The following is a 21,156-nucleotide window of genomic DNA, read 5'->3' on the forward strand; positions in this document are numbered from 1 at the left end:
TAAAATTAAATACCAGTTAAAGCAAAAATGGCACAAAAAGGGCCTTTTGTCAATAAGCAAAAGGCCAAAAGCTTTAAATTAGTTAGCTTTGTTTGTCTAAAATCACGCATGAGCATGAGCAATCTTAGCTCCCGCCGCTGCTGCAATTGCTGCAACGATATCATCTAAAAAAGTGTTGACACTGCCATCAGCTGGTCGATCTAATTCTTTAATGATCCCATGCTTTTCTTTATCTAAATAACCAAAATTGGTGCTGGCAATCTTGCCGTAGATTCCCGAAATTCCTTCTTCGGCTAATAATTCATCAACTCCAAACACGCCACTATCATTTGCGATAATGCTTTGTAATGGTTCCGGCAATTCTTGTTGATTAGCCAACTGATCCAAAGCTAGACCGACCATTGCGTTATTCAAAACTTCACGTTTGTGCAACACATCCAGCACAGCTTCATGCGCTTCAGCTAAAGTAATATCAGGAACATAGGCTTGCTGGATCTGATAAGTGATTTCAGCAATGTCTTTGATTGAGACATTTTTAGACTTGAAGTAATTGATTACAAAATCAAATGATGCTTTATCTGGATATTTAAATTTTGGATCGTTCAAAATGATCTCCTCCCTTTTTTAAAGCTAATGTCATTTATTTTATGACGTCGATCTTAGCAATGCAACAATTTAAGCTCAATTATTAAAAAAGGTTAAAAAATAAAGCTGCCAGCATATTTACATTTAAACCTGCCAGCAGTTAGTTTACATCCAGAAATTAAAAATCACGCCATTGTCCTCGAAGTAAAAATCTTTGGATCAACATAATCAGTTTCACCGACTGGAATATGCATCACCGTCTTTTGCGGAGCTAATAACATCCGATTTTCAACACCAATTAGATTTTCATCAAATGAGATCAAGTTATAACCACAGGCATCAGCAACAAGATGATCATGCAAGGCTGTGCAATCAATATGATAAGCAGTTGATTCAGCCGTTGCACATAAAATACCATAAATCATCTCAGTCGTTGCGAAATGAATATGTCCGGAAAAAATCCCGCGAACATTGGCACTGGTTGCTAACTGCAGCAATACTTGGTCATTTTGCAAAACACTAAAACGCATCTTAGCTAAACTGGCACCTGCCACTGGATGATGCAAAAAAATCAATGATGGCCGCTCTTTATCCTCCTGCAATTTTAACTCCAACCATTTTAATTCAGCAGCCGGCAAGTAGCCTTGCTCGATATTTTGAAAATTACTGTCTAAAAAGTAGTAGTCAAAATCTTTAGTCCGCTGGCGATAATAAAACTGACTTTTTGGAGCCAGACCGCAATAGCCAAGATAAAAAGCTCCCGCACGATCATGATTGCCCAGCAAAACATTGATGTCCGTTCCCAGATCCTCTTCTTTTTTGTACAAGAACTCATGCAACCGCTCATAATCCTCTGCCATGCCTTCATGGATCAAATCGCCAGTTAAAACGATCATTTCCGGTTTTTGCGGCAAGCGCTCCAAATCAGCAAAAACCATTTCAAGTTTTTTGAAGGGATCGATCTGCTGGTTGAAAGGAAAGATACCATTTTTGGGAGCTAAATGTAAATCTGAAATTTGAACTATATGATTGATTTTCACGACTTATCTTTCCAAACATTTTTTAACATCAAACTAAATTAAAGTACTTTATTCTTGGTCCGTATTTTTTTGATAAATGATTTTTCAATTTTCAGATAAATCATTCTTTACGATAATTTTAATAAGGATATGTTTCGTTTTCATTAGCTTTTAGTAAATAATTTGTAAAAAACTGGATTTTAATTATCTCAAAGCTGATTTTAACTATCTTGGTATCAATAATACAATTCGTATGCGGCAATACGACAACATAAAAAAGGCTTCATAAATTCGAAGCCCTTTTCCTAGTTATCTTTGACAACTTATTGAACAAGTCGAATTTTTATTTTTTCTGAGATCTTTAACAGAACGCAGCATTTTTAAAATTGGTTGCGCATCCCTAGCAATCCCTGTTGTATTAAGTTCGAAAGCTTTAAACTTTCTTCCTGGACAAATAATAAACGTTCCTGGACATGTTTCATTTGATTCTTCATCAAATGAAGCAAACATTTTTGCTAAAATGTGATTGTTATCTGCAAGTAAAGGATAATTAACTTGGTCAATTCTTTCTGAAGATGCCACCCATTTTTTATGATCTGATACTGAATTATCAGAAACTGCATAAATTTCGGCATCTTCTTTTTGAAAATCAGCATATAAACTCTGCAAATCACTTAATTCCCTTTCGCTAACTGCCTGAATTCCTTTATCACCGTTGGGTTTAACCTTATTGATTTAACATCCTACTAAAACAGACTATTTTGACAGTTGGTTTGAAATGTAGGGTTTAACCTTATTGATTTAACATCCTACTAAAACAATTGGAGATGATGACTGGAATGAAGATGAGGGTTTAACCTTATTGATTTAACATCCTACTAAAACTAATTTTGTATCTTTTACATCAGCTTTGAAGGGTTTAACCTTATTGATTTAACATCCTACTAAAACCGTAGTCGTTGTTTGCACTGATAACTTTTTGGGTTTAACCTTATTGATTTAACATCCTACTAAAACATAAGAGTAGTAATCCTTTTTATTGTTATAGGGTTTAACCTTATTGATTTAACATCCTACTAAAACCAACAGGTGTACATGCGCAAAGTGGTCTGTGGGTTTAACCTTATTGATTTAACATCCTACTAAAACCTTTCTTTAACTGTGCTACTCAACATGAATGGGTTTAACCTTATTGATTTAACATCCTACTAAAACTCATTCATACTTGCAATTTCTTCTGCACGTGGGTTTAACCTTATTGATTTAACATCCTACTAAAACTTTTAACACCGTGACTTATTGCAACATTTAGGGTTTAACCTTATTGATTTAACATCCTACTAAAACCGATTTTTTATAACCAAATTATAATTTTTAGGCATGCCAATCAACAAAATCCTCGTCAATGTAATAAAAATCACTGTTTTCATAAAACTTCTTCTGGTTCATATCTGTGAATTCTATTAGAAGGGTTGGAATCCCAGTAACTTTTATTAATGAAAACAAGTCTTGAATCTGTTGTCGATTGAGATAATGAGCGACATTAGTCAATCCCACGACTGACTTGATTTCACACTCCAAATGAATCTTAATGACTGATTCCATTATAGCATACGGGCTTTTCATCCATTCTGAATTAAAGTGAATTTTGCAATATTTAAACAACTTTTTTAAATCCCAATCATACGTAACTTCAAGGGGTAAATCAATCATGAATAAGCACTGCTGGATCAATGTGTAAAGTTGATTATTCATGTCTGTAATCGATCTCCTTTGATCATCAGTCAGAACAGTGACTAACCGTTTTAGTAAAGCTAAATTGTACCTGTCATCTAAGTCCTTTTGAATCCCTACATCGCCAACCCAGTCAATTGCGTGGTCCATTTCAAGTGTTTCATAATCATCTGAATAACATTTAAGAATATCTGAGCCAGTTTGAATGCCATAAATTAAATCATGATAAACGGTCGGACTATTTGTCGTAATAACCGTTGGTTTTGCGTTCGATACATCAATTTCTTGGTGGGCAGCATACGATATTCTCATAGAATAATTGTCCTTTCAGATGAATTACGAACATCCTTCTTTGGCTTTCCACAGGTAAAATGCATATCATTATACTGTTTTTCAGTCATAATCAACGATTGTATAATTCCAGCTGGTGGCGCAATTGCAGCAATTCGCCGTTCCATAAAGTCAGCTGACTTTTTATTAACGCAAACTCTTACATAAACCGAAAACTGAATCATCAAAAAGCCTTCATTGATTAGTGCCTTCCGAAAGCGTCGATAATTTCGTCTCTGATCACTTGTTTCAACTGGAAGATCAAACATTACCATTAATCGCATTATTCGATACCTCATTTTTAAATGTCACCTCAATCTGAATTTTGTCAATATCACCGCTCAAATACTTCAAGCAATTTCTAACGTGGTCGGTGATAATATTTCTAAACAGCATTTGTTTACCATTGAATGTCAATTCCAAATTAAGAAGATCAACCAGTCCAAATTTGATGTCCGGTGTTAGTTCTTTAAAGTTCCGGTTCGCCAACCAATAATCAATCACTGGTCGAAAAGGTTCCATTAAATCAGAACCCAGGTTAAATTGATTATCATTACTGTGATGATGTATTCCCAAGTAAGTTAGATAACCATTGACAACAATTTCTCGATTCACGTTAGAGAGAAGAATTGCATAGCCATAGTTTAATGCTGCATTCACTGGAGAAAAATCATGACGGTTGAATTTATTATCAAACAACAACGGAAAGTATTTCCGCGCAACGACAGCTTCCCGATTAGTAATATCATTGACCTCCAATTTATCCAACTCTGTAATCAAATCATCATTTGCGAGGCCATATATTTCCAACACCTTAATTTGATTCATGATTTTACTAGCAACAATCTTCGTCCAAAGAAGCTCTTTCCGCTTTTCATCCCAATTAAATTGTTTTTTTACCAAATCCACATCACGATTACTTGGGTAATATCCAACTGTTTCACAAACCGGTTCTGATGAATTATCAGTAAAGATAACTTTCACTTGGTTTTGAGCTAATTCACTAATTAATGCCGTTGTAATCACAGCTTGTGTGGTCGAAATTAATACCAAGTCAATATCATCAATCGGGATCTGATTGATCCCGTCCATCGTCTGAACAATCATCGCTCTGGATGAATATGACATCTTCGCATGTTGTGAAATTATAACTGATCGCCATCCCATAAAAAACACCCCTTGTCTGAATTTAAAAAATAAGTTATGATTAATTTGTTGGGTAGCTCCCAACGTTTAACCTTATTGATTTAACATCCTAAGTTAAAATCAAGCAATGTGCGTAGCACGGAGTTTATACTTTTGACCTACTTTAATAGCAGGCATACATAAACAAAAGGAATCATTTTCGAAAAATGATTCCTTTTGTGGTTACAAATCTTTCAAAGAAATACGACGTTCGAAAAGACCAGTTGGTGATTGATATACAATTAATGCATCTCCACTCAGTTTAGTTCCATTCTTTCCCTGAATTTGTCCAAATGGTGTCGAAATGCCAATTTCTTTTAGCTTTCCAGAAGATGGATTAGCATGTAATCCCTTCAAGATCTCGTTTAAAATCTCACGTTTACCACTATGGATCTTTTTATTGCCCTCATATTGGTTATGGTTCGGTAGTCTATGAAACTGTTCTGCACCATTTCTTAAGCCCACTCGAAACGAATTTTTATCATACAGACTAAAATACTTATCGACCTTCGACAAAATTTCATCATAAACAGCATCATAATCCGTACTTTCTCTCTTTTCATCCAATTTTGCACGACCAGCAAGCGTCTTCACTGATTTATCTGAAAGCACCAACTGCTTAGCATTGTACTGATATGTCGAGCTTCCAAGCATAAACTTTTTATCACCCTCAATAACCAATTGCCGATACATAACTCTCCCTAAAACAATGTCAAAGTTCTCGACTATTCGAATAATTTCACCAGTTTTGCGATTTTTCTTTTCCTTAGTAAATTTAGGTGTCAAAACCATCTTCAGTTCGTTCATATAAGATTCATGTCCCTTTGAAGCAGCATTTGTCAATCTTCTAAGTGCTCTGGTTGGTACTCCGACAACGCGGTAAATATCATTCTTTTTGCCGTGAATCCTAGTAATCGCCATGTAGGCATCGGTACTCCCACTATACCCACCATAATCATCTACATTTTTCCCAGCTTTGATAGGAATCAATTTTCTTTTCTTTGCCTCGGAAGCACGATAGATTGTCCGATTAAACATTGCTCCTCGTTGTGTATACACTTCCTGTGAGACAAGCATAAACTTGAAATGATAAACACGTCGCAGTTCTTTCAACGAAGTATTCCGATCCCAGATAACTTCACCAGTTTCGATATCAGAAATTCGTTGCTGATTTTCGTCGGCTAAATCATGCAAAAAATTAAAGTTACGCATCGTCACTTTGTTTTCACTAAACTTCTTGAAGTCACCATAAACGAAGTATGGACGCAACTTGATATAACGATGATAAAGATACCGGCCTAGGAATGCTGTTAAATAAGCATCAAATGCGTGATGGTAATCATTAATTTCCCGATTTTTAATAAAACCAAACTCATCTCTCATCTGATGATTCATTTTGGCTGGGATTTCAATAATTTTTGTATTAACATTCCGATACTTTTCACCAAGAATATTAGCAACTAATTTAATAACTTGACTTGTTTCAACAAGTTGACGATGGATAAAACCATGCATTGTGTACTTATTAATCGTATCTGGATCTGTCTGTAAATTTTTCAATTTTCGTTTACTAATCAATTGATTTTCTGCAAGTTGATCCCAAAAGCTACGCATTTTTGAACCAAACAGCTTAATTGGTACATTGTCGGACTTACCATTATTGACGGCTTTGTGAACCAAAACCCGGTTATCTAGTGAATCGTCTTTAATAAACGCTTGTGGCAAAATATGGTCAATGTCATAGTTGCTGATTTCATCGATGTTAATGGGATCACCTGTATACATATCCTTGCCAAGTTGAGTGAAGTACAGATACAACCTATCTGTTAGTCCACGTTTACCCTTGGAAACCTTATCCAATTCTGAAATTAGTTCAGGATTCATGGCCTTAACCAGACGCTTAGCCGTTTCCTTAAACATCTTCTCAAGTTGCCGCTGACGTGATATGGTTCGTCGTGGATTGCGATCTTCTGACCGAGTAAATTCAATAGAGATGAACTTTGGCGGCACACCACCCACTGCTCTTTGAATATCATCTACCACTTTGACAACTTGTCGAATTGCTTTTTTATTCTGAGGTGATGTGTAGGCATCTGCAAGCACATCTTCGACATTAGTTGATCTCACTTGTGTGGCATTGGCCTCATAAATTTGTTTAGCAAAGCCTTCGTCAGTTTGGATCTGCATGAAATTCTTATTTGTATTCCAAAGGACATCGATAATTCGCTCACCATCAGAATTGACAATCTCAGTCAGCAGTTTTTTGGAAAGTCTGCCCCATCCGGTGTATCGCTGAGTTACAATGGATTCTTTTTGCTTAGTAGTCAACCATTCAATTTCATCGAGCTTTTCTTGGAGAATCTTACGGTCTTCAAATACCGTTGACCACTCAACAATTTTTTCAAAATCATCTTGAAGATCTGGATCGTCAACTTTTTGTCCAAAAAGCTTTGTAAAATCATTGTAAGTTCCCAGATTGTTATTAAATCGATTTGAATCAGACAATCCAGAAATTTGAGGCAGAACTGGTAAAGAAAGATGGACTTTAAGATAATTTTGAAGTTTCTTCACTGTAATATTTTTATACCGCTCAAATAGATCACGATAAATATCCTGCTTTAAGGCAACGCTGATTCGTTTATCATTCACTTTCAACATATTTAATTCATTAAGGACCTTGAACTTCTCATACAACAGACTTTGATCCGGTAAGACATCTTCACCGATCAAATAGGAATCTTTGGTTGTCATTCGTTTGATAAATCTATTGGCTGATTCCTTTCGATCTATCTTATTTTCGAAGTTCCACGGGGTAATTTGTCCGCCTTTCTTTCGCACCATCCAGGCAAATGTGTTTTGTCCAGATTTATTTTGATCCTCAACGGTAATCAAGGGTCCTACATAATATGGAATCCTAAAGGCCACCAATTCATCAATCTTATACTTTGCTTTGAATCGGTCACGTTTATTTGGGTTCTTCTCAGCAAGCCACGGGTAATACTTGCTTTGGTTCTCAATAATCTCATCTAGTTCACGTTGATGAAGCTGATGCGGGATTACACCATTTTGCGACGTCCTCTGCTTAGGCATGAAGGTTTCGGCATCAATCAAATCTTGAATTTGGTGTGACTCGTCAGAATTGTCTAGGTTTTTCTTGACATCAGCATAAAATGTTGCCTGATCGATAACTTTTTTTTCACCATCACCTACATAATCGGCATAGGCTTTCTTTAAAGCCGACTTCTTTTTACTATTCGTAATATTGTTCATCAATTTTTTATAAAGCTTTAAGTGTGCTTTATGATCAGCATATTTTTGAATCATCGATTGCGACAGCATCATCCCATTGGGAACAATCTGATTTAAAGTGACCTGTGAATACAAGTTCTGAATGATTACAGCGATACTCTGCTGATTGTCATCCATTAGTGGTAAAATTTTTTGCAACTCATCATCAATATCTTCATCGTCAAACTTGATTTTCCATAGCTTTGGATCATCTACTTTAGCTCGAACAATTACATCTATTTTAGCTTTATAACCTAAGATTGCTTTCGTAATTTCGGTAGCAATACTCCGATGAATTTTATCAAATGTCTTATCTTTAATTTCAGCAGGAATTAATTTAGCAGTCTGACGCTGTTTATCCAACTTACGAGCTGAGGTGTCCAGCAACAACTTTCCAACTTGATTAGCTTTAGTAATATCAATTGTAAACGGCCATTCCGAATCGATATTGGAATAAAGATCATTTAATTTAACAAACTGATCTTTAAATCCTATATTTGATGACTTAAAGGAATCAACTGGCGTGGAATTTAAAAAGTTGCCGCGGTATTTGATGATGTGGTGCATCGCTAGATAGATCATCCTAATATCAAACTTCTTGTCCTCACTCATTAATGCATTGCGCAGATGGTAAATAGTCGGATAAGCTTCATGATACTTCTGATCTGTCAAATCAGAGAATAGCATTGATTCCTTAAATGGCTTCCGAGAATCTTTGGGCGACAGATTGGATTCCTTCATCCTAGCAAAAAAATTTGGATCAATTGGCGTGATGTACTGATCAAAAATACCTTCCAATAACTTCAATCGCCACTTTCTGCGGTTTAATCGTCGCCGCGTTGTTCGAAAACTTCTACGTTCTGCAGCAGACTGTCCTTCTTGGAATAATCGAGTTCCAATCGCCATCTTTCCTTTTACCCGCCTGATTTTCCCCTGATCATCCATTACTACCCAACCAATTGATGATGTCCCGATATCGAGACCAATGCTGTAATCTTTTACTTTCATGAAATGACGCCCTCCAATATGTTAGTCAATATTCATTAAAATACTGCTATATTAATAATAGCTTACCAAAAGAATTACTGAAACCTTTTTTCGTTAAAATTTTATGTCAATATCAAATTTTGCTTAATTTTTCCAATGCCTAATCGGAAAATGATCAACTGGTATTTCGATATTTACAACCCAACCAATTCTTTTAAAACTTTCATTTTATTCTGCCTCCAATAAAACAAAACTTTTTAAATTTCTCAAAACACAATCAATGACTTAAAAAAATCAAAATAAGAATATCATTTTTTAAATTTCCAGATCCTTAATGTCCTGTTTCAAATTTGTGAGACTAATTTGTCCAGGAGCTGATACTTGACCAACAGCTCCAAAAGTAACCGCCGATCCAAATATCTGACCTGAAATCCGACTAATCTTACCAATATCTCCCATTGACATTGTAATTAAAGGAATTTCCAGGGCTTTATGAGCAATGTATGTTGCTTCCAATAAATTTAAAACATCTTCAACATTTTGTGGCATTACCGCAATTTTAGCGATATCCGCACCGCTTGCTGCCATTAAATGAAGTCTGCTTATCATTTCGAACTTTGCTGGTGTTTTTTTAAAATTGTGATTGCTCATGATCACATGAATTCCTTTCGCATGAGCCAAATTTAAAAGTTTGCTGATCTCAGATTTATCATGGAACAGTTCGACGTCTATTAGATCTGACAACTCATTTGTGACAACATAACTGCATATTTTAAAATAATCGGTATCTGAAAGCTCTTGATTTCCACCTTCATTTTTAGTTCGGAAAGTAATTAATAAAACGATGTTACCTAAAATCTTCCGTAAATCACTGGCTAACTTTTTCAACTTATCTTTGGCAAATAAATCTTCAAAGAAATCGATTCGCCATTCGACAAGATCCGGCCGATTTTCAACTATTTTTCTTGCTTGGTTAATGATTTCTGTGGCATTTTTTCCTGTTATCGGGACAGCAATTTTGGGTGTTCCCTCACCAATCGTAATATCTCTAATTTTTAATTTCTTCATAAAATCAACCTCCAATTAAGCCCTTTTAAAATTAGCTCCACGCATCTTCAACTTTCTAATAGCTTTGATTGTTTTTCCTGCTTGCCATTGTCAGCATTAAAAGCCAAATAAATATAGTTCAAACTCAATTTAGCAAAAGCATTGTTGACGACGCCGAATGTCTAAGTATGTCCTTATGTATTTATTATAGATAGTATTATAGTATATACTTAGCCAAAAAAAAGAAACGAGGTATTCTAAGATGAACAAAATCGAAAATAGATCTGATGGTTCAATTGTTTATCAGCCGGTTAAACAGCAAAATATTTTTGATAATCCTGACTGGCTGAAATATGATTACCAAAAAGACTTGATGATGGATCCTGAAGTACAACCACTTGATCCAGTTGGAAAGGAACAGCTAGAAGAATAAGACTTCTAGCACAAAAAAATTTTGTTGCTAAAAGTGCCCTACATCCCATTTATCTTATTACCAAAGCTAATTACTATCTTTCACCTTCCGCTACTAAATTTAAAACTTTTTCAGAACAATATTGTCAAAAAAACTTTTTGACAATCTAACACAAATTATTTATATGTCTTTCAATTTACTAATACAAACTAGCTAATAAAGACGATCAGCCTAAATTTTTAGGTTGATCGTCTTTATTAGCTTTAACCTTTCAACATTTTTTTACCCAACTACATTTTCTGGCTTGCCATTCAAGAAGGCTTGCACGTTATTAACCGCAATCTGCATGCATCTTTGCCGAGCAGCAGTCGGTGCCCAGGCAATATGTGGCGTCAAATAAGCATTCTTGGCCGTTAAGAGCGGATTATCAGCTTTAATTGGTTCTTCTGAGACTACATCGGCTCCTAAAGCATAAATTTTGCCAGCATTCAGTCCATCAGCGACTGCTTGCTCATCCAAAAGACCACCGCGTGCAGTATTCAGCAAAATTACCCCAGGTTTCATTTTTTCAATGGCGGATTTGTTGATCATCCCCGCCGTCTCGGCTGTCTGCGGCACATGCAGGCTGATAATATCGGCTTGCACGTACAATTCATCCAATGACACTTGTTTAAGCCAGGGTTCGGTGAATTTTTTGGGACGATGATTATAAAAAATAACCTTCATCCCAAAAGCATGTGCCAACTTCGCTGTAGCTTGAGCGATATTGCCAAAACCGATCATGCCAAAGGTTTTACCGGTCAGTGAAATCAGCGGTTTTTTCCAAAAAGTAAAACTATCTGTATCCGTCCATTCTCCTTGACTAACAGCTGTTGCGTGCATCCCAACCAAATTGGTAATTTCCAGCAATAGTGCGAGCGTATGCTGAGCTACCTCATGAGTACTATAACTTGGCACGTTAGTAACAATAATTCCTTTTTCTTTAGCAACGGCCGTATCAACCACATTATAGCCGGTTGCCAGTACTCCGATGTATTTAATATTTGGCGCACTTTCGATGACCTGTCGATCAAGTAAAGTCTTATTGGTCAAAACCAGTTCGGCATCCCCGATCCGCTCGAGAATCAACTGGTCATCTTCTTCAGTCAGATCATAAGTCTTAAAATCACCTAGCTGTTCAAACCCAGCCCAGCTCAAATCACCCGGGTTTAAGCCATATCCATCTAAGTCAACGATTCTCATCAAATTCCCTCCAGTTTTAAATTAGCCTTCTTTCAACTAACCGCAGTCAATTAAAATTGCTATTTGACAGTTTAAAAATAGTATAAAACAAAAAGCCAGGACAACAAACTGGCTTGGCTTTCAAAAAAATTAATTTAGACACTCTTAACTTCAGATTCCAATCAATCAGTTACGCCGTTGAATATAGCGGTTAGCACGCCCCAATAATTCAGCTACCCCAAAATTGATTGCTAAAATTAGAACTAGCCACAAAAACGTAGTCCAAACTGACTGCTGCTTGACCATTAAAAATGGATATGGTCCCCGAATTACTCCAAGAATATTTAAAGTTATTGTAACCAAGCCATACAAAATCGTAGGCAGCATAACTTCTCCGGCGGCTTTCAGGCTCAAAACAAAGTGATCATTGAACAAAATAAATGAGCTGATGGCTAATAGCGGCGTCAGTAAATGATTAAAAATCATCGGTCCAGTCAGTAGCATTGCTTGATACCCCTTCAGTCCGCCCATCATTGGTCCCAAGACTAAAACTACGATTAAAAAAGTCAACGTTAGACAACAAGTTGCTAAGTAACTTAATTTGCTCAGCAGCTGCTCACTGAAAAGATGATCATGCCAAAATGAAACGACCCAAGCTGCTAGGCTTAAGAGACTAACGATTAGATTCAGCAGATTGCTGTCAATCGTATACATCAAGAAAGCACCATTTCCCTGTGAACTAATACTAAGTCCAATTCCAATTGATCCAGAAATTGCCATTAAAAATGTAAATCCAATTCGCCATGCCGCTTTTTTTGTCATGCTGTCACTTTCCTATTCTAATTTTTGCCAAAAATTTTGATGGGCGTGCTCTTAAGCAATACTGGAAATTATTAGTAAAAGATTCCGCTGAAATAGACTATCAGCATTACTCCAAACAGATCAATTTTCAAACCAAGAATTAGGCTGTTAATCGCTTGCTGAACATGTCTGATGAACTAAAAAAGCTCATAATTATTACCAACAGTCACTAATGTCATTCATCATCAAAATACTGAATCTCTAATAATAGATACCTGAGCCTAATCGGACACTAGGTAAACATCAGGCTGAAATCATTAACAGTTTCAAGGTAATGTTTTCAGTTGGACCTATCGAAGGAATCAATTGCAAAATCCAAGCACTTAAAAAGATCTATTACAGATTAAAAAATATGGACCATTTTTATGCCAGAACTCTTTTAATTGTAAATAAGCCCCCTATTCAGAGGTCTTCATGGCTCACCAATCTAATTTGATGAAGATCCTTATATTATGCCTCCGTCTTTAACGGCTCTGCATGGGAAGTCCTGTATGCAGAGCTTTCTTTTTCTTTTTTATTGTAGCATGTATTTTTGAAGCTTTATACTATTAAACACGCAGATAACGTACTAACGCTTCTATATAAGCGTCTTCATGCCGAGCTACAAATACTTATTTTTTTAATCGAATTAAATACATTATGTACATACAAATTCCGAATCCAATCCCTTCAAAAATTGCAGTACAAATATTATTTATAGAACTGATCGATGTCCAAAAATTTTCATTTTGGGTGACCGTATCAATTAATGCATTAAGAATATGCATTGTTACTCCAAAATAAATTCCTAATCCTATGCCTTTTCTGCGATACTTTTTCTTTTTTTCTAGATATTCACTTTTGTCGACCTCTACAGTATCTAATTTTTTCTTTCTCAAAAAATGAATAATTGAAAAAAGCGCTAAAAATGATACTGATAGATTTCCTGCAATGAGGAAGACTGCAGCAGTTCTTGAATTGCTGACATATAATAATGCTGCAGCAAAGCCTGAAATTAACAAATACCACCAAGTAATTATAAAAGCAATATTTCCGAATTGATCTAATTGTTCTTTTTTGTATTCATCCAGCAAACCCTCGATGCCATAAAAAAACTTTATCATTTTGCTTGTTATTTTTTTATTCAATCTTTATTCCTCCCAAAAAAGTGTGTTTAAGTCACTGTCTAAAGCTTTAGCGATTTTGATACATAACGCTAGTGATGGGTTATACTTGTTATTCTCTATTAAGGTTATTGTTTGCCTTGTTACACCAGCTCTACGAGATAGTTCCATTTGGGAAAATCCTTTTTTCTTCCTTATGTCAACATGAACAGACCCTGATGAGGGCACTGAGAAAACGTCTAAAAAAAAACGGTTCCGTTCGTAAGATAGATAACGGAAATAAGGACGGGGGAAAAGCAGTAAAGTAACTTACAAATTTCCAGGACAATTCTTTAAAATTATTGAGTAAAGTATCTTGAATCAATAGCTAAGTTCAGGCACCTTTTTATTTGAAATAAGCATAAACAACCCCTAACAGCTACCTTATAGATATTAAGGGCTATTGTTTCAACGTTTTCAAGAGGTTATTTGCATGGAAATGACCTCCAATAAGAATAGTTGTGCTTTGTATCTACATAGGATATACTTAAACCAAAATAATAATTTAGGAGAGGAAAATATGGAAATTATTAAAGAACAAACACGCTTAGCAAAGTGGGGAAACTCTAAAGCAGCTAGAATTCCTAGCCGGATTATTAAACAATTGAAATTAGATGATAACCAAGATATGACAATAACCATTGAAAATGGATCAATTGTTTTAACACCAATAAGAAAAAAGCCAACCAATATTCACGAACTATTTAAGGACTGGCAAGACGACGGGAAACGTGATCACGAACTTGACTGGGGAAAGTCAGAAGGTAATGAACTTCAATGGTAAGTCAAGGCAAAATATTTTATGTTAACTTTAATCCAAGCCGTGGTCATGAACAGATCAATAGTCGGCCAGCCATTGCTCTAAGCAATGATCTAGTCTGTCAGACAAGTAACATGACAATTGTGGCTCCAATTAGCAGTACTGAACGTAATTTCCCGATGTACCATCGACTAACTAGTAGCCAGACAATTCATGGAAAAGTATTGTTAGATCAAACTATAGCCTTAGATTTGCAGGCAAGACATGTCACTGACGAAGTTATTGTTGATCATGTATCGCGTGAAGAATTAGAAGAAATAATCACTTTGTACAAACTATTGTTTAGTATTGATGATGAATAAAAGAAGTCGTCTTTTGAATATAAAAATGAATTCCCATCAAACACATGCATCCCGCTTTTGGCAACGTTTTGGTAAAGGCGGCGTTAGCAACAGACTTTAAATCAGGCCTTGATCGATCGTGTTCGACTGTTAACCAACCAGACAGCCATGATTATCGATATTGCTTCGACTCACTCAGACACTTATGGCAACACTAACTACAACGCGCATTATGGTACTGAAGGATATCATCCATTACTGACAACTGATCAAGATGGTAACTTACTGAAAGCTGTCTTGCGTCCCGGGAATTCCTACACCAGCAAGGATGTAAAAGCTTTTTTAGCACCGCTATTAAAGCATTATCAAACCTCTGACATTCTGGTTCGCGGCGATAGTGGATTCGCCACGCCAGAAGTTTACGATGTCTGTGAAGCCGCCGATGTGTTTTACATTATTCGACTCAAACGCAATCGAAAACTGCAGCATCTAGCTGAAAAGTTCGTCAAGATCAGTGATCAAACCCAGTGGCGAGAAACCGAGACTCACTACTACTCTGAAATCTATCAATCAGCATCGTGGTTTAAGCCGCGGCAAATCTATATTAAATCAAGAAGCGGTGAACTGCTCTTTTCACATGAATTTATCATCATAAATCTGACTAATTTAACGGCTGAAGCAGTCTTCAAACTGTATCACAAACGCGGTCGAATGGAGAATTACATCAAAGAAGCTAAAGCAGGTTTCTTTTTCGATAAGACTGATAGTTCAACGTTTAATATCAACGCTGCCCGGATAATGGTTAGTGTACTGGCTTATAATATTGTCAACGTATCCAGGCTATTGAATAACCGGCAAAATAAAAAAAATCTGTACAGCCAAGGGATAAGTGTACCCAAAAGTTCAAAGCAATTCTGAGTTAGTTGGAAGATCTTACTAGCTAGAACTTATAAACATCGTATTTCAATAAAAGATAAAGACATACCCGTCATTTTCGAAAAAACACGAAAACTGACGGGCTTTTTGTGAACTATGAATAGTTCAAGTGTATTGTAGACTCACGCATATGAATAATTTTATTTGCAATAGGTACCCGTTGTTGTTCTCCACCTAAAAGTTGTGCTGGGAAATTGTCAATTCGTTTTTCCAAACCAACTTTCTTTAGCACTGTAACAGGATTCAATGACTGATCAACAATGTCAAGTGCCAACTCAACATTTTCTTTAGCTGTTAAATTAGCAACTAAATTGTAGAATTGAAAAACAAAGCCAATATCATTTCGATGATAATTGGTTCTTTGATACTCACTGAATATCAAAATATCGTTTATAAAGATGCTTTACTTGAATATAAGCCACAACATAGTTTATTCTCCTAAAAAACCGTTCTCTTTTACAACAAATTTATTTGAAATTTCAAAAAGTTATTCTTTAATCACTTCTTGCAGCAACTCATTGGCTAAAGAAATACCGTGCTTACTTAAACAATTGATTAAAACAACCGCCGATGCGCTATTATTGATATCAATTACCATAATTGATAATTGTGTTCCTGTCTGCCCGACTTTTAGCCAAAGTCCTTCTTTTTCTCTAACCATTCCCATTAATGAAAATGATTCTGATTTTTCTTGAAAAGAAGGTTCCATAAATAATTTATTTGAAAATTTCAACATATCTATTATGTTGGATTTAAGCCCTCCAGCAGCCTTACCAACATTATTTTCACAGTCATCCCATTGCCAATTACCATAATTTTTATTGCGAAAATATCCTGGCAATAAATTTTCCATTCCAAAGTTGGTCTCAGTTAATTCTAATTTATTCTTCAAAAATAAATTCATACAATTTTCATAGCTATCAGCTTCTAATCTTGAAATGATAAGGCCCAAAACAGCATAGCCAAAATTGGAATATATATACCTATGTCTAGTAGTAACCTTTTTGTGAATCAAGATATTTTCAACACAATTAGAGCACATATTGCTCTCGTAAGGATTATATTGACGAGTTCCTTTATGCTTAATAATCTTATTTCAAAGGGTTTAAATAACCGTAGCCCGACCGATGCATCAATAAGTCACTGATGGTTGGGTAATCTTTTTCAGGTAAATTAGAAATAATCTCATTTATTTTAGTTTGACTTGTCACAACTTCTTTCTGGAACAATTTAATAAAATAAAAAGCTGTAAAAACTTTCGTTAATGAACCAATTTCATAATTTGGTAGCTTTCCTGCGTTTAAACAAGTTCTATTTCCATAGATCTGCCATGATAACCCTTTACGGTAAAAAAACCCTACTGATAATGTACTTGTCGGATGTGCAGCAATGATGCTTTCTGTTTTCACTGATATACGCACTTTACCTAGATTTCCTTTTTTTATTTAATATAATATTCATAATTCGAGCTGAATTTTCTTGATTAACGATGTCTATATGGGCACCTGGTAATTCATAAGATGAACCATGATTTACATAGTTTTCCCAGCAATGATTTTTATCAAAGCTTTCTTCTTGGGCATTAAAAAATAGAGTCATGGTTCAGCTACCTTTTCATTCGTTTTATAAAGATCATGGGCAATTGAAAAACTTCTTATTAAATTCAAATATTTAAAATAGTAATCTGGAACTAACTTGTCACTATAAAAATTGGGAATAAGAAATTTGAGATAGGCCGGCGTGAACTTTTTAACTATTTCAAATGATTTACTGTGAGCAGAATAATAATCAACCATTGTCCTCCATAATCCATCTTGGGATAGAGAAATGCTAGGTAGCTTTTAATAATAAAACATGAAATTCAAATTCCTTAGCAGGAGCAATCGGCCAGAGATTGTCTATTGTGAAATTCATTAACTGCTGTTTAGCTTTGAATGACAATCGATTTTTAACAACAACTAAATAAATCAAGTCGCTAGCTACTTCCTGGAACGTATGAGCCGTGTAAATATATGCCACTCAAATTATTTTTCAATATTTGAGAATAACCCGGTTTTAATAATCTTAGTAAGCTTTCAGTTCTTATCATTATTTTTCCTGGACATCGGTCATAATTTAGACAGTTCTAATGAAAATCGACAATTCCTAGTATATCACGACGAAAGTTGGCATTCTTTAATTCATACTAAAAACAAGGATCCGTTTAACCCCTGAGCTATCAGGTTACAAACGAATCCTTGTTTTTTTTACCTTTTTAAGTGCTGAAAAAAATCAGACAAGTACTTAATTCTAGTTTCCTGGATAATTGCTATCCGGAACATTTTCATCAAAAGTTACGATTCCCTTTTTTACAAAGGTTGTCATTGTCAACCATAATAAGAAGAGGCAGACAATAATGAAAATCGACAAGACACCGATTGATGTCAAAATCTGACCGCTACCTAAACCTGAGTTCAAAGCTTCACGGAAACCAAGAACTGAATAGGTCATTGGCAAATATGGGTTAATGGCTTGGAAGAAGCCGTTCATCCCATTGGTGATCTGAATTGGGAATGATCCACCACAGGCACCCAACTGGATAACCAGCAAGATCATGGCTACGAAGCGACCCGGATTATTACCCAACATCGACATGAACATAATCAGAAACATTGCGGAATATGAGAAGAACAATGCATTCACAACCATCTCAATTGGATGAATTGGAACCAAACCACAAACCATCATAAGAAGTGTCTCAATCAAAGCATTGCCGGTCGCAACTAACGCTCCAACAGACACTTTGCTTAAGAACCATTCGGTACCAGTTCCAGCTGCAGACATCCGCCGAATTGGATAAACCAAGTTGAAGACCAATGAACCAACAAACAAAGCTACTGACAACATGTATGGTGCTAAAGCATAACCATAATTTTGCACTGTACTGTAATTGCTGTGTTTCAAATTTGAAGGAGCAGCAAACATATTAGCTGTTTTATTCGATGTCTGAACATTATTGACTTGTTTAGCACCCTTCTTCAATGCAACTGCCAAAGCTTTATTGCCACTTGCAAGCTCATCAGCACCCTGAGACAGCTGACTTGAATTGTCATTCAACTGTTTAGTTCCACTCGCTAACTGATTGACACCGGAAGTCAAAGTTGGCACATCGTCGTTCAAGGTGCTCAAACCACTAGCCAACTGAGAAGCACCACTATTCAAAGTTGAACTATTGTTGGTAAGAGTCTGCGTGCCAGAAGCTAATTCACTAACACCAGAGACCAACGTTGGTACTTTACTATTCAAAGTCCCTAATCCACTGGAAAGCTGTGAAGCACCGGAAGTTGCTGAAGAAACTCCAGCTGTATATGTCTCAGTTCCACTTGTTAACTGTGTTGACCCGTTAAGTAACTGATTAATTCCACTTACTAACGTTGGTGTTGACGAATTTAAAGTCCCTACTCCAGAATTAATATTTTGTGCGCCCGTATTCAATGCAGAAATTTGTGACTTCAAATTATCCCAACTACTTAACAGGTTAGTTAACTTAACTTTATTAGCAGCGTAAACCGTTTTAGCTCCAGAAATAGAATTGAGCTGTTCAATTTGATCATCTGTAATTTTCGAAGCCGATTTGGTTAATACTAACAAGTCTGATTTATTATTAAGTACTCCATTTACTAACTCAATCTGTGTTTTTATTGTGCTAACATCGCTATCTGTCAAAGAAGTATTTTGTAATTTTGATTGCAAGCTTAGAATTGAATTGTAATCTTTCATTTGGGTTTCCATTACTTTAACCTGGGCACCAATAACTTGAGCCAAAACTGTTGGCCCTTTTGCTTGACTAATGTCTCCATTCTTGATTTCACCTAAAATAGCATTTATTGACGCTCCTAAGGAACTGTCACTACTTATAGTGACAGAACCTGACATCAGCCCTGAAATAAATGATGATGGGTTACTACTAATAGCCGTTAACTCTTGTTGAGCTTTACTAACACTCAACGTTTCCCCGTTTATAGTAGGTAAAACAGTCGCCATCAGGGTATTTAACTGAGTCTTTATTGTACTAATATTGTCAAGTATTGTAAGAATATCATTTAACTGAGATTGTAATTTTGTTAAAGAAGTGCTATCCGTCTGGTTCAACAATTGCTTTAAACTTTCATTATCATTTAAATTTTTAGCAGACGATACTAATTGTGACAAATTACTAGTATCTGTTTGTTCCAATTCATTCCCAATATTCATCAGATTATTCAACATTGTTTTGTTATCGTCAGTTAGTAAACCATCCACACTACTATTTAACGTAGATATACCTTCACTCAGTTGCTCTGTACCATTTTTTAGTTCAGCTATTTTATCTGGCATATCTTTAGTTTGGGAACTAAGCTCTGATAATCCACTATTTATCTTTGTATTAGCACTATTTAGACTATTCGAATTACTGCTTAAGTTTTCTAATCCAGAAACCAAACTATTCGAACCCGTAGCTAGTTGACTGACACCACTTGCCAAAGTACCAGTACTGCTATTTAAAGTTTGAGTACCAGAATTAACTTTAGCAACTCCAGCGGTATATTCCTTAATACCTGAACTTAGAGCAGTTGCACCAGTTGTCAGCTTAAGCACACCTGAGCTTAATGGAACGACACCCGTTTGTAGCTCAATTACTCCATCATTGACTTTGGCAACCCCGGCCGTATAGGTATTGATCCCATCAGACAAGGTGTTTGACCCGGTCTTCAGTTTATGAGCCCCAGTAGCTGCTGTATTAAAGCCCTTGCCAACCTTTTTGATCATTGCGAACATTGTCTTTGCATAGGCCTTTGAAACTGATTTACGAACTTGGGCATTTAACTGTTTAACACCCTCTTCACTGATAACTTTTCCAATATAGTTCAGTGAATCATTCGTCTTGTATTTCAACTGCATTTTTTTGGGATTTTTATCCAAGACCGTGGTTGCATTCTTAGAAAAATTCTTAGGAATTGTCACAACCATATAGTATTTTTTATGACTGATTCCATATTTTGCTTTCGAAGCTGACACAAAATGCCACTCCAAATCATGATTCTTTTTCAATTTCTTAATTAAGTCATGACCAACCTGCATCTTCTTACCGTTATATTTGACTGGCTGATCTTCATTAACGACCGCCACCGGTAATGATCCCGAATTTCCGTAAGGATCCCAAACTGACTTCAAGAAGAAAACCGAGTACAAAAAAGGAATAATCATAATCGCACAAATCGTTGCAATCAGCAGCTTGTGTTCCCCCATGTGTTTGAACTCGCTTTTAATCATTTTCAATTGTTCTCAC

The 21,156-nt window shown here is 35.8% G+C and carries 20 protein-coding genes, 2 pseudogenes and 1 CRISPR repeat array; of the genes and pseudogenes, 5 read left to right on the plus strand and 17 right to left on the minus strand.

Features of this window, described 5'->3' with window-relative positions:
* Positions 1–102 precede the first annotated feature (102 nt).
* The 8 genes from KH893_RS07110 to aroD all read right to left on the minus strand — a co-directional run bounded on the left by KH893_RS07110 (position 103) and on the right by aroD (position 10,196).
* A complete protein-coding gene (locus tag KH893_RS07110) occupies positions 103–606 on the minus strand; it encodes a phosphatidylglycerophosphatase A family protein (protein WP_281165459.1) in 504 nt (167 codons plus the stop codon).
* 164 nt (positions 607–770) lie between these two features.
* Complete coding sequence (locus KH893_RS07115; RefSeq protein ID WP_281165460.1) at positions 771–1,625, minus strand: metallophosphoesterase family protein; 855 nt, start codon at positions 1,623–1,625, stop codon at positions 771–773.
* A 288-nt stretch (positions 1,626–1,913) separates the two neighbouring features.
* The gene (locus KH893_RS07120) at positions 1,914–2,306 is read right to left on the minus strand and encodes a redoxin domain-containing protein (protein WP_281165515.1); all 393 of its coding nucleotides are present in this window, start codon (positions 2,304–2,306) and stop codon (positions 1,914–1,916) included.
* A gap of 15 nt (positions 2,307–2,321) precedes the next feature.
* Positions 2,322–2,951: direct repeats of the CRISPR family, unit length 36 nt; unit sequence GGGTTTAACCTTATTGATTTAACATCCTACTAAAAC.
* Between the two features lie 27 nt (positions 2,952–2,978).
* A complete protein-coding gene (gene csn2 / locus KH893_RS07125) occupies positions 2,979–3,650 on the minus strand; it encodes a type II-A CRISPR-associated protein Csn2 (RefSeq protein ID WP_281165461.1) in 672 nt (223 codons plus the stop codon).
* Positions 3,647–3,952: a CRISPR-associated endonuclease Cas2 gene (cas2, locus tag KH893_RS07130; RefSeq protein WP_281165462.1), complete on the minus strand. Its 306-nt coding sequence runs from the start codon at positions 3,950–3,952 to the stop codon at positions 3,647–3,649. Before cas2 ends, csn2 begins: the two co-directional genes overlap by 4 nt.
* Positions 3,930–4,835 carry a type II CRISPR-associated endonuclease Cas1 gene (gene cas1, locus KH893_RS07135; RefSeq protein WP_281165463.1) on the minus strand — a complete coding sequence of 302 codons (906 nt, stop codon included), beginning with the start codon at positions 4,833–4,835 and terminating at the stop codon, positions 3,930–3,932. The genes cas2 and cas1 overlap by 23 nt, the downstream gene beginning before the upstream one ends.
* A 201-nt stretch (positions 4,836–5,036) precedes the next feature.
* Complete coding sequence (gene cas9 / locus KH893_RS07140; RefSeq protein WP_281165464.1) at positions 5,037–9,149, minus strand: type II CRISPR RNA-guided endonuclease Cas9; 4,113 nt, start codon at positions 9,147–9,149, stop codon at positions 5,037–5,039.
* Positions 9,150–9,443: 294 nt separating this feature from the next.
* Positions 9,444–10,196, minus strand: a complete 753-nt coding sequence (aroD, locus tag KH893_RS07145; protein ID WP_281165465.1) for a type I 3-dehydroquinate dehydratase — start codon at positions 10,194–10,196, stop codon at positions 9,444–9,446.
* A 241-nt stretch (positions 10,197–10,437) separates the two neighbouring features.
* Between aroD and KH893_RS07150 the strand changes: the two genes are divergently transcribed.
* Positions 10,438–10,608 carry a hypothetical protein gene (locus tag KH893_RS07150; protein WP_281165466.1) on the plus strand — a complete coding sequence of 57 codons (171 nt, stop codon included), beginning with the start codon at positions 10,438–10,440 and terminating at the stop codon, positions 10,606–10,608.
* A gap of 261 nt (positions 10,609–10,869) precedes the next feature.
* On the opposite strand, the gene KH893_RS07155 is transcribed toward KH893_RS07150, so the two are convergent.
* Positions 10,870–11,829, minus strand: a complete 960-nt coding sequence (locus KH893_RS07155; protein ID WP_281165467.1) for a D-2-hydroxyacid dehydrogenase — start codon at positions 11,827–11,829, stop codon at positions 10,870–10,872.
* A gap of 165 nt (positions 11,830–11,994) precedes the next feature.
* Entirely contained in the window at positions 11,995–12,630 is a 636-nt protein-coding gene (locus tag KH893_RS07160; RefSeq protein ID WP_281165468.1) for a hypothetical protein, read from the minus strand.
* A 250-nt stretch (positions 12,631–12,880) separates the two neighbouring features.
* Between KH893_RS07160 and KH893_RS13195 the strand changes: the two genes are divergently transcribed.
* Positions 12,881–13,105 (plus strand): transposase, encoded by a 225-nt coding sequence (locus tag KH893_RS13195; protein WP_427860068.1) that lies wholly within the window; start codon positions 12,881–12,883, stop codon positions 13,103–13,105.
* A gap of 175 nt (positions 13,106–13,280) precedes the next feature.
* Here KH893_RS13195 and KH893_RS07165 read toward each other — a convergent pair whose 3' ends face one another.
* Together KH893_RS07165 and KH893_RS07170 are read right to left on the minus strand one after the other, a co-directional pair.
* On the minus strand, positions 13,281–13,796 hold the full coding sequence (locus tag KH893_RS07165) for a DUF3278 domain-containing protein (protein ID WP_281165469.1): 516 nt from the start codon (positions 13,794–13,796) through the stop codon (positions 13,281–13,283).
* 3 nt (positions 13,797–13,799) lie between these two features.
* Positions 13,800–14,000, minus strand: coding sequence for a helix-turn-helix transcriptional regulator (locus KH893_RS07170; protein ID WP_281165470.1), 201 nt, complete (start codon positions 13,998–14,000; stop codon positions 13,800–13,802).
* Between the two features lie 331 nt (positions 14,001–14,331).
* On the opposite strand from KH893_RS07170, the gene KH893_RS07175 reads away from it, so the two are divergent.
* The 3 genes and pseudogenes from KH893_RS07175 to KH893_RS07185 all read left to right on the plus strand — a co-directional run.
* A complete protein-coding gene (locus tag KH893_RS07175) occupies positions 14,332–14,595 on the plus strand; it encodes an AbrB/MazE/SpoVT family DNA-binding domain-containing protein (RefSeq protein WP_281165471.1) in 264 nt (87 codons plus the stop codon).
* A complete protein-coding gene (locus KH893_RS07180) occupies positions 14,589–14,933 on the plus strand; it encodes a type II toxin-antitoxin system PemK/MazF family toxin (RefSeq protein WP_281165472.1) in 345 nt (114 codons plus the stop codon). The genes KH893_RS07175 and KH893_RS07180 overlap by 7 nt, the downstream gene beginning before the upstream one ends.
* A gap of 102 nt (positions 14,934–15,035) precedes the next feature.
* Positions 15,036–15,830 (plus strand): annotated as a pseudogene (locus KH893_RS07185) (IS1380 family transposase); the annotation flags it as partial.
* 118 nt (positions 15,831–15,948) lie between these two features.
* Here KH893_RS07185 and KH893_RS07190 read toward each other — a convergent pair.
* The 5 genes and pseudogenes from KH893_RS07190 to KH893_RS07210 form a co-directional block, all read right to left on the minus strand.
* A pseudogene (locus KH893_RS07190) lies at positions 15,949–16,236 on the minus strand (ATP-binding cassette domain-containing protein); the annotation flags it as partial.
* Positions 16,237–16,335: 99 nt separating this feature from the next.
* Positions 16,336–16,800 carry a serine hydrolase domain-containing protein gene (locus tag KH893_RS07195; RefSeq protein ID WP_281165474.1) on the minus strand — a complete coding sequence of 155 codons (465 nt, stop codon included), beginning with the start codon at positions 16,798–16,800 and terminating at the stop codon, positions 16,336–16,338.
* A gap of 139 nt (positions 16,801–16,939) precedes the next feature.
* Positions 16,940–17,257: a serine hydrolase gene (locus KH893_RS13065; protein ID WP_281165475.1), complete on the minus strand. Its 318-nt coding sequence runs from the start codon at positions 17,255–17,257 to the stop codon at positions 16,940–16,942.
* A 421-nt stretch (positions 17,258–17,678) separates the two neighbouring features.
* A complete protein-coding gene (locus KH893_RS07205; protein ID WP_281165476.1) occupies positions 17,679–17,867 on the minus strand; it encodes a hypothetical protein in 189 nt (62 codons plus the stop codon).
* Positions 17,868–18,137: 270 nt separating this feature from the next.
* Entirely contained in the window at positions 18,138–21,140 is a 3,003-nt protein-coding gene (locus tag KH893_RS07210) for a YhgE/Pip domain-containing protein (RefSeq protein ID WP_281165517.1), read from the minus strand.
* Positions 21,141–21,156 lie beyond the last annotated feature (16 nt).

This window comes from Liquorilactobacillus sicerae (assembly GCF_029916425.1).
In the GTDB taxonomy this organism is placed as follows: domain Bacteria; phylum Bacillota; class Bacilli; order Lactobacillales; family Lactobacillaceae; genus Liquorilactobacillus; species Liquorilactobacillus sicerae.

Bases quoted from the DNA above. Each gene is read 5' to 3' on its own strand.
- KH893_RS07155 (WP_281165467.1), bottom strand. From the start codon at position 11,829: ATGAGAATCGTTGACTTAGATGGATATGGCTTAAACCCGGGTGATTTG.
- KH893_RS07180 (WP_281165472.1), top strand. From the start codon at position 14,589: ATGGTAAGTCAAGGCAAAATATTTTATGTTAACTTTAATCCAAGCCGT.
- aroD (WP_281165465.1), bottom strand. From the start codon at position 10,196: ATGAAGAAATTAAAAATTAGAGATATTACGATTGGTGAGGGAACACCC.
- cas1 (WP_281165463.1), bottom strand. From the start codon at position 4,835: ATGGGATGGCGATCAGTTATAATTTCACAACATGCGAAGATGTCATAT.
- KH893_RS07210 (WP_281165517.1), bottom strand. From the start codon at position 21,140: ATGATTAAAAGCGAGTTCAAACACATGGGGGAACACAAGCTGCTGATT.
- cas2 (WP_281165462.1), bottom strand. From the start codon at position 3,952: ATGCGATTAATGGTAATGTTTGATCTTCCAGTTGAAACAAGTGATCAG.
- KH893_RS07175 (WP_281165471.1), top strand. From the start codon at position 14,332: ATGGAAATTATTAAAGAACAAACACGCTTAGCAAAGTGGGGAAACTCT.
- KH893_RS07150 (WP_281165466.1), top strand. From the start codon at position 10,438: ATGAACAAAATCGAAAATAGATCTGATGGTTCAATTGTTTATCAGCCG.
- KH893_RS07160 (WP_281165468.1), bottom strand. From the start codon at position 12,630: ATGACAAAAAAAGCGGCATGGCGAATTGGATTTACATTTTTAATGGCA.
- csn2 (WP_281165461.1), bottom strand. From the start codon at position 3,650: ATGAGAATATCGTATGCTGCCCACCAAGAAATTGATGTATCGAACGCA.
- cas9 (WP_281165464.1), bottom strand. From the start codon at position 9,149: ATGAAAGTAAAAGATTACAGCATTGGTCTCGATATCGGGACATCATCA.